This window comes from Nostoc sp. (assembly GCF_054880495.1).
The window spans coordinates 1-6695 of record NZ_JBTYKD010000279.1 but is presented as its reverse complement, the minus strand read 5'-3'; the positions used below and the strand labels follow the sequence as shown (position 1 = coordinate 6695).

Annotated in this window: 4 protein-coding genes; 3 read left to right on the top strand and 1 reads right to left on the bottom strand. The window is 44.1% G+C overall.

Annotated features, from left to right (window positions below; genetic code table 11):
* Positions 1-448: 448 nt before the first annotated feature.
* Positions 449-784: a hypothetical protein gene (locus ACYTXL_RS24585; protein ID WP_461922484.1), complete on the top strand. Its 336-nt coding sequence runs from the start codon at positions 449-451 to the stop codon at positions 782-784.
* A gap of 280 nt (positions 785-1064) precedes the next feature.
* Here the strand turns inward: ACYTXL_RS24585 and ACYTXL_RS24580 are convergent, their stop codons facing one another.
* Entirely contained in the window at positions 1065-1214 is a 150-nt protein-coding gene (locus ACYTXL_RS24580) for a hypothetical protein (RefSeq protein WP_461922485.1), read from the bottom strand.
* A 627-nt stretch (positions 1215-1841) separates the two neighbouring features.
* Here ACYTXL_RS24580 and ACYTXL_RS24575 point away from each other — a divergent pair.
* Positions 1842-2594 (top strand): hypothetical protein, encoded by a 753-nt coding sequence (locus ACYTXL_RS24575; protein ID WP_461927004.1) that lies wholly within the window; start codon positions 1842-1844, stop codon positions 2592-2594.
* Positions 2595-2748: 154 nt separating this feature from the next.
* Positions 2749-6695 (top strand): beta strand repeat-containing protein (locus ACYTXL_RS24570; RefSeq protein ID WP_461927003.1); only part of this gene is annotated, 3947 nt, incomplete at its 3' end.

The window sequence follows — 6695 nt, the reverse complement described above, 5'->3', positions numbered from 1 at the left end:
AAATATGGATTGGTTATTTCCACTTCGTTCCAATAACCCGCTCTGATCCCTACCCTACTAAGAGTTGAGGGTAGGGACTGCCGCGATACGTTCAAAATTTCACCACTGCCATGCCCAATAATCTCGTCAAAGTTATCAGCGATCGCTCTTGCAGATCAATTGGGTTCTATAATCGGCAAGTATGTATTTGCAGGGTCTGTCTTACTTGCGTTGCACAAGCTCTTAGACCCCAAGACCGCAATGCACCGCTAAATCCCCGTTAAAAAACTGTACCCCAAGCGTAGACATGAGGGCATAGCTTCCGACTTCCGACTTATTTAAATATCAATCCTAGTATTAGTGACAAAAGTAACCGTTTTAACATGACTTTGTATACAGGTGGTGCCTGATTATTCCGATTACATTAAGAATATACAAATCACGTAATGCAAGGCAGATTAAAGGATATATGAATCGCTTAAAATCTATTCTTCTTGGAAGCTTATTAGCTGCTGCTTCAATTGCGGCTCTTTCTCAAAATGCTAATGCTGCTGAATTCAAATCTGAGCATGAGCATTTTAATCGTAATACTGTAGCTTTTAATAACAGCAAAACCCAACACGAACGTATTGCTCGTGAACAACGCGCTCGTGAATTCCGTCAACGCCAAGCTCGTGAACAACGCGCTCATGAATTGCATCAACGCCAAGCTCGTGAACAACGCGCTCATGAATTGCATCAACGCCAAGCTCGTGAACAACGCGCTCATGAATTGCGTCAACGCCAAGCTCGTTTGAATCACTAAGAAAAAAAATTTTCCCTCAGATTACGTTAGGAGAGTAGCAATACTCTCCTTTTTTTTTGCCATAAATCTGCTCAAATTAATGCCCAAATTATTTTACTTCGCTATCAGTTTTTATCAATGCTTCCAACTGTGCTAACAACTTTTCTACTTTGGATTTTTTCTTCGGCTCATCCCACACTTTAGCTTTCTTGAAGCGTTGGAACGTATTATCAACACGCTCTTTTATTGATGCTGATTCTGTTTGCTCTGATGACTCTGATTGAGTAGCAGACTCAATTTCTTAAATCTTAAGCTTGATTTCGCTCAATGATAGATTTAGGACTTTCGTCTCTAAGAGTAACTGGTTTCTTCTTTCCTCATTTTTAACTCGTGCGATCGCCTTTGCCTTGGTATATTCGATTTGCCCAGAACGCAGTAAGTAGGAAGGCACAATTAAATATAAGATAAAACCTCACCCTCAATCCCTCTCCGAACTCACGGAGAGGGAAGCCGGAGGCAGAGTAAGGTTTTATACTTAATTTGACCCACTTACTTATATTCTCCGTATTTACTTATCTTAATATAGTTGGTTTTTTTGCTGCCCACCTACTTAAACCCCAAAATTTCTCTTTAAAATCAAGGCTTACAGGCGATTATAAACTCAATTTCAGAACTAAGACTCAAATGGTAATCATAATGCCTGTTATTATTGCCCAATAAGGATTTCAAACTTATTTGCAGACATTTTTAACATAATAGGTACGGAAGAGCCTAATTTTATTTTAGAAGCTCTTTTTTATACAGCTTCATATGAAATTGGTATTAACCTCTCACTGATGGGAAAAGTCAGTAGTGCCATTCTAGTATATTTACTGATTACATGAAGTTTTAATATAGGTAATTATGTAGCAAGTAACACGCCATATTATGGAGTTAAGTAATGGGTTTTTAGCTTTTAGTGATAGAAGAAATACGATAACAGTAATGAATGGCACAGAAACTAATTAAAGGTTAGTTTCAGGAAATTTGAATAAAAATTGTACATCATAGTTGTATATAAATATTAGGAGAAGTAAAAATGGCATCTATTTTTTCAGTTCATGAATTATCTATTGTTTTGCTCATCCATAATCAAAATCCGACTCTGTTAAACTTGGATTTCCTGAAATATAGTGGTATTGTACCTCAAGATTGGGAGTTGGCTAATGATCCCGTTTTGACAGCAAATTTATCCCAAGTCATGTTTCAGAACGGGTTAAGGATAATTGCTGATACTAATCGCACTATTTTTACAGAAATTATCGTCGGGAAATCACTCAGTGATATTGTGGTTGCTCAAGTTGCCAAACTCTATGTTCAGATATTATCTCATGCAGAATATAAGGCATTAGGTATTAATCCTGAAGGATTTGCGACTTTTCCCGATCACCCTGAAATTGCCCAAAATTATATATCTAAAAGTCTACTATCTTCTCAACGGTGGCTAGAGTTTGGTAACACAGTTCCCAGGGTTGATCTGAATATTTCCTACACATTGGACGAGGGAACGCTAAATCTTAAAGTTGGTCAGGGATTTCTACGGCAAGACAATGGGGAAGCTATGACACCGGTAGTGACGTGTTCTGGAAATTTTGAATATGTCTTGCAACAGATATCACCATCCGAAAAGTCAGCTATTTTATGTAACTATCTAGATCGATGGCAATTGAATGTAGAAAGCTTTACACATTTGATTAAAAATCAATTCCTTCAAGAATTGAATACACCATTAATAGCAGGCAGTATTATAGATCCACTAATAGGTAAGCCTGTTGAAATTTTGCTGAGGTAAACAAAGAGAATTACGTTGGTTAAATAACTACAAAAACACTAATAAAATTATCCAAGTTTTGGTTGATTTTTTTCAATTAGTTAGCATTTTCCCAAGTGAATTGAACTTGATATTTTCATCACAATCATGAAATAACAAACACAGAAATATTTTTATGAAGATTCCAATTCCACCTATTTACTGGTATACGATAAAACAACCTATACAGGGGCGTTATCGTAAATTACTGATTTTACTATTGACCAGACTACTGTTGCCGACAGGACTGATATATACAACAATTCCTACTGTCCAAGCTCAAAATGTCAGAATCATACCGAATGGTACTGGTGGGACATTTACAAATAATACCCAGGGTATCAATGCAAATGCTATTGGTGCAGGAGCAAGCGCTCAAAGTCAGGATTCAATAGCTGTAGGTACTAATACAATAGTATCAACAGGTAGTTCAACTGGTGCAATAGCTATTGGTGCTAATGCTTCTGTAAATGCTACTGTTTCCTCTTCTGGTGCAATAGCTATTGGTCAATCAGCCAGTGTAAGTTCAACGAATGCAACGGCAGTTGGGAAGTCATCACAAGCAGGTACTAATGCAACAGCAGTTGGAAATAGCACTAATGCATCGGGTAGTTCATCTACGGCATTAGGAGATACTGCAACAGCACAAGGTAATAATTCAGTTGCAGTTGGTAGCAATGCTACTACTAGCAGCGGTGCTACTGGTGCGATCGCTACGGGGAATAGTGCTAGTGCTGGAGCCAACAATGCAATTGCTACAGGTAATGGAGCCAATGTTGGGAGTGGAGCAGTAGGTTCTACAGCCATAGGTCAAGGTGCAACTGTCGCTGCCAGTGTCACTAATGCGATCGCTACAGGAACATCTGCTACTGTCGGAGCCGGAGCCAACGATGGCATTGCTACAGGTAAAGGAGCCAATGTTGGGGCTGCGGCAGCAGATGCGATCGCCACAGGTACTAATGCTACGACTGGAGGTAGCAACTCAATTGCTACAGGTAATGGAGCCAATGTTGGGGCTGGAGCAACAGGTTCTACAGCAATAGGTCAAGGTGCAACTGTCGCTGCCAGTGTCACTAATGCGATCGCCACAGGAACAAGTGCAACTGTTAGTACTGGGGCAACAAGTTCTACAGCTATTGGTCAGAGTGCAACTGTTGGAGCAAGTGCAACGAATTCTTTGGCAATTGGTCAAGCTGCAAAAGTCAATTCAGGTGCAACAAGTTCTACAGCTATTGGTCAGGGTGCAACTGTAGCAGCTAATGCCATTAATGCCATTGCCACAGGAACAAGTGCTAATGCTGGAGCCAACTATGCAACAGCTACAGGTTATCAGGCAACTGCTGGAGCCAACTATGCAACAGCTACAGGTTATCAGGCAACTGCAAGTGGAGGAGGTTCAATTGCTACAGGTACAAATGCTCAAGCTACTGGTACCAGTGCAGTTGCTACGGGTACAGGTGCTCAAGCTACGGGAAGTCTAGCCACTGCTACAGGTGATCTAGCTACTGCCAGTGGTAATGAGTCCTCGGCTTATGGTGATAATTCTAAAGCTTCAGGGACTTCAGCTACGGCTGTGGGAGATACGTCTCTGGCGAGTGGTAACAGTTCCTCTGCTTTCGGTGCTGGTGCAACTGCAACAGGCGCAAACGCTCTAGCTCTTGGGGTTGGTACTTATAATACTACAACTAACCAATTTCAACAAATTGCTACCGCATCAGGTGCTAGTTCCATAGCTGCTGGTAACACTGCCACTGCTAGTGGTGCTAATGCCATTGCTACAGGTACTAATGCAACGTCTAGTGCGAACAATGGGATTGCCACAGGTAATGGAGCAATTGTGAATACTGGGGCAGTCGGTTCCACAGCTATTGGTCAAGGTGCAACTGTGGCAGCTAACGCCACTAATGCCATTGCCACAGGCACAAGTGCGAATGCGGGAGCTAACAGTGCCACAGCTATAGGTAATGCAGCTCAAGCCACAGGTACATCAGCGTCAGCTTATGGTAACGGCAGCAATGCTAGTGGGTTAAATTCCACAGCATTGGGTAACGGGTCAACAGCATCAGGTGCGAGTGCCATTGCTACTGGTGACACCGCCACTGCTAGTGGACAAAATGCCATTGCTACAGGTACTAGTACCCTAGCGAATCAACAAAATGCCACAGCTATAGGCAACACTGCTAAAGCTACAGGCACATCAGCGTCAGCTTATGGTAACGGCAGCAATGCTAGTGGGTTAAATTCCACAGCATTGGGTAACAGGTCAACAGCATCAGGTGCGAGTGCCATTGCTACTGGTGATACCGCCACTGCTAGTGGACAAAATGCCATTGCTACAGGTACTAGTGCAACGTCTAGTGCGAACAATGCGATCGCTACAGGTAATGGAGCAATTGTGAATACTGGGGCAGTGGGTTCCACAGCCATTGGTCAAGGTGCAAGTGTGGCAGCTAACGCCACTAATGCCATTGCTACAGGCACAAGTGCGAATGCGGGAGCTAACAGTGCCACAGCTATAGGCAACATTGCTAAAGCCACAGGTACATCAGCGTCAGCTTATGGTAACGGCACTACTGCTAGTGGATTAAATTCCACAGCATTGGGTAACGGGTCAACAGCATCAGGTGCGAGTGCCATTGCTACTGGTGACACCGCCACTGCTAGTGGACAAAATGCCATTGCTACAGGTACTAGTGCAACGTCTAGTGCGAACAATGCGATCGCTACAGGTACTAGTGCAATTGTGAATACTGGGGCAGTGGGTTCCACAGCCATTGGTCAAGGTGCAAGTGTGGCAGCTAACGCCACTAATGCCATTGCTACAGGCACAAGTGCGAATGCGGGAGCTAACAGTGCCACAGCTATAGGCAACATTGCTAAAGCCACAGGTACATCAGCGTCAGCTTATGGTAACGGCACTACTGCTAGTGGATTAAATTCCACAGCATTGGGTAACGGGTCAACAGCATCAGGTGCGAGTGCCATTGCTACTGGTGACACCGCCACTGCTAGTGGACAAAATGCGATCGCCACAGGTACTAGTGCAACGTCTAGTGCGAACAATGCGATCGCTACAGGTACTAGTGCGATTGTGAATACTGGGGCAGTGGGTTCCACAGCCATTGGTCAAGGTGCAAGTGTGGCAGTTAACGCCACTAATGCCATTGCTACAGGCACAAGTGCGAATGCGGGAGCTAACAGTGCCACAGCTATAGGCAACACTGCTAAAGCCACAGGCACATCAGCGTCAGCTTATGGTAACGGCAGCAATGCTAGTGGGTTAAATTCCACAGCATTGGGTAACGGGTCAACAGCATCAGGTGCAAGTGCCATTTCTACTGGTGACACCGCCACTGCTAGTGGTGCTAATGCCATTGCCACAGGTACTAGTGCCCTAGCGAATCAACAAAGTGCCACGGCTATAGGTAATACAGCTCAAGCTACAGGCACATCAGCGTCAGCTTATGGTAACGGCAGCAATGCTAGTGGGTTAAATTCCACAGCATTGGGTAACGGGTCAACAGCATCAGGTGCGAGTACCATTGCTACTGGTGACACCGCCACTGCTAGTGGACAAAATGCGATCGCCACAGGTACTAGTGCAACGTCTAGTGCGAACAATGCGATCGCTACAGGTACTAGTGCAATTGTGAATACTGGGGCAGTGGGTTCCACAGCTATTGGTCAAGGTGCAACTGTGGCAGCTAACGCCACTAATGCCATTGCTACAGGCACAAGTGCAACGTCTAGTGCGAACAATGCGATCGCCACAGGTACTAGTGCGAATGCGGGAGCTAGTAGTGCCACAGCTATAGGTAATACAGCTCAAGCTACAGGCACATCAGCATCAGCTTATGGTAACGGCAGCAATGCTAGTGCAACTAATGCCACAGCATTGGGTAACGGGTCAACAGCATCAGGTGCGAGTGCCATTGCTACTGGTGACACCGCCACTGCTAATGGACAAAATGCCATTGCTACAGGTACTAGTGCAACGTCTAGTGCGAACAATGCGATCGCCACAGGTACTAGTGCGAATGCGGGAGCTAGTAGTGCCACAGCTATAGGTAATACAGCTCAAGC

Excerpts from the sequence above, each read along its gene's own strand:
- ACYTXL_RS24585 (WP_461922484.1), top strand. The coding sequence starts at position 449 with ATGAATCGCTTAAAATCTATTCTTCTTGGAAGCTTATTAGCTGCTGCT.
- ACYTXL_RS24575 (WP_461927004.1), top strand. The coding sequence starts at position 1,842 with ATGGCATCTATTTTTTCAGTTCATGAATTATCTATTGTTTTGCTCATC.